Annotated in this window: 1 protein-coding gene and 1 pseudogene; both read left to right on the plus strand. The window is 62.7% G+C overall.

Features of this window, described 5'->3' with window-relative positions; translation table 11 throughout:
* Positions 1–281: 281 nt before the first annotated feature.
* Positions 282–665, plus strand: a pseudogene (locus G333_RS0114115) (hypothetical protein); the annotation flags it as partial.
* Positions 666–808: 143 nt separating this feature from the next.
* The gene (locus G333_RS14415; protein ID WP_019628753.1) at positions 809–2,515 is read left to right on the plus strand and encodes a hypothetical protein; all 1,707 of its coding nucleotides are present in this window, start codon (positions 809–811) and stop codon (positions 2,513–2,515) included.
* Positions 2,516–2,555 lie beyond the last annotated feature (40 nt).

Consider the following 2,555-nt stretch of genomic DNA (forward strand, 5'->3'; position numbering starts at 1 on the left):
CCTCGCAGGCCGCGCCCCCTCCATCCGGAGGGGGTGTCCCGGATCACGTTCCGGCACACTGTTTCCAGTGCGCGAGTTCCCCCTTCTTCCATGGGCAGGATTTCGCGCATGGGCAGGATTTCGCGCGACACTGCCTTCGAACTGGTGGTTGCCACCCGTCCGGAGGTTTTCATGTCCGGCGTCCGAATTTCATCCGCCCGGCGCGCATGCGCCCGGCATTCTTGCAGCCCTGGTGGCCATGCTGCTCGGAAAGATGGGGACGGATGTACTTTGACGCGCACACCCGCAGCTACTCGCGCTCGGCTGTTCTGGGCTACTACGCCGGCCGCGAGGTTGGGGTGTTCGGCCCCGGCTCGCACTATGGCCGCCAGGACGACCTGCTTACCGACTTCCGCGCCCTGGACGGGGCCAACCTGCTCTACGTCCCCACCCGCGGCGAGCTGGACCCGGCGCATGTGGAGCCCTTCTTCGACGAGGTGCGCGTACGCGAAGTGACCATCCGCGGCGTCGACTGGACCCTCGCCGAGGGCCGCGGCTTCGACTACGCCGCCTACCACGATCGCGTCCTGGAGCCCGTGCTCGCGCGCTACTACGACTTCCCGGACTGGCTACCCGAGGGCCGCTGCGCCTTCACCGACCGCTACTCGAACCCCGAACACCGCTAGCCCCCTCTAACGCACGATCTTCTGGCGCCCCGTCCAAATGGAGGGGGCGTCCCGCGAAAGCGATTTGGCAGCATGGCTCCCGCCATTTCCCATGGGGCCGAGGACGATTCACTCAAGCCTCCGCTTCCGCAAGGAGAACCGTGATGCCCGTTTTTCGCCACAAGCCTGTCTACCGCGCCATTCGCTCCATCGTGCACCAGCCCGGCCGCTGGCCTCTTCCGCCACTCGTCGCCGGCGTGCTTGCACCGGCCGTCCTCGTTATCGGTAGCGGCGGCGTTTTTGCCGACACTCGCGACATCACCTGGACAGGCGCTGAAAACGACGAGTGGTTCGAGGACGGCAACTGGGATGGAGGCATCCCCGTTGCCAGTGATCAGGATACTGTTACTCGGACGCACATTGATGAGGGCGATAATCAACCTGTAATCGGCGCTGATGAAAACGCAAATGCTGGAAACGTGCGCGTCGGCACGAACAGCGCCGGGACACTCACGATCGAGGGCGGCGGCACGCTCGACAGTGACACCAGCCGGATCGGAAGTTCCGCAGTTTCCGAAGGGGGGGACATCACCGTCGGCAGCGGGTTCGTCACGGTTTCCGGTGAGGGTTCGGAATGGAACACCGGGGGGCTCGGGCTGCTCGTGGGCTCCGCACAGGGTTCGGTCGGCACGCTCGAAATCCAAGACAGTGCGACAGTAACAACGGGGGTAAGAGCCAGTATCGGCCTTGGTGCCGGAAGTGTTGGCACGGTCGAAGTAAAAGATCAGTCCGAGTGGAGCATCGTCGGTGGCGACCTGGATGTGGGTTTCAACGGTACGGGGGAGCTGACCATTGAGTCCGGTGGCGAGGTGAGCACCACAGAGGATCAGGATCTTGTGATCGGCAATAATGCCGAGTCGTCAGGTACTGTCATCGCCGATGGACCGGAGTCCGAGATCGACGTTGGAGGCCGCCTGTTCGTTGGTGACGAGGGCGATGGCGTACTGGAAATCCGTAATGGTGCTCAGTTGAAAACCACGGACGCCAGCCGCCTCGGCTCCGAGGAAGGCTCATCCGGCGAGGTAATCATCACCGGTAGCGGCTCCCACTGGGAAGAGACCAGGCCCGGCGAACGCAGCGGCAGCCTGTTCATTGGTGAACGTGGTGAGGGTCGACTAACTATTGAGGATGGAGCCACTGTTGACGCCCGCAGCACTTCCCTCGGTTCGCAGGAAAATTCAACGTTCGAGGTTACCGTTGATGGAAATGGCTCCAGTCTGACTACCGACAGCATCTCAGTGGGGGCCAGCGGTCAGGGAACACTCACGGTTTCCGGCGGTGCCAGCCTGGTCACCAGCGGCCCAACCTCGAGTTCCGGCCTTGCCACCATCGGCCGTAATCCTGGGGCGGACGGAACGGTCCAGATTTCCGGCCAAGGCAGCAGCTGGCAGGTTGACGAAAGCTTGACCGTCGGTGGATCGGTCCTTGGTGGCGCACAAGGCCTTCTGCGCGTGGAAGACGGCGGGGAGGTGACCGTTGGTGATCTAGACATCGGAAAGGTCGAAGAGTCCGTCGGCACGGTGATCGTAAACAACTCTGAATTACACACTACTGGTGACATCACGCTGGGCTTGAGAACCAACACCAACGCGACTCCCGGCCAGGGCTACCTTTTCGTAGAAGAGGGAGCGACTGTAACCAGTGGTAGCGGGACGATCGCTGATGCCAGCGGGAGTGTAGGTGAGGTCCGGGTTTCCGGCGAGGGTAGTCGCTGGGAGGTGGATGGCGAAATTGATGTAGGCAGCCGTGGTGATGGTGTCGACTTCCCCGGATTAGGTCCACGCATAACTAGAGGTTTCCGGGGTGTGTAACTGCCGGTATTCGACCGGCGTCAGGTCCCCCAGCGCGTCG

The sequence above is a fragment of the Thioalkalivibrio sp. AKL10 genome, assembly GCF_000381845.1.
In the GTDB taxonomy this organism is placed as follows: Bacteria; Pseudomonadota; Gammaproteobacteria; order Ectothiorhodospirales; family Ectothiorhodospiraceae; genus Thioalkalivibrio; species Thioalkalivibrio versutus.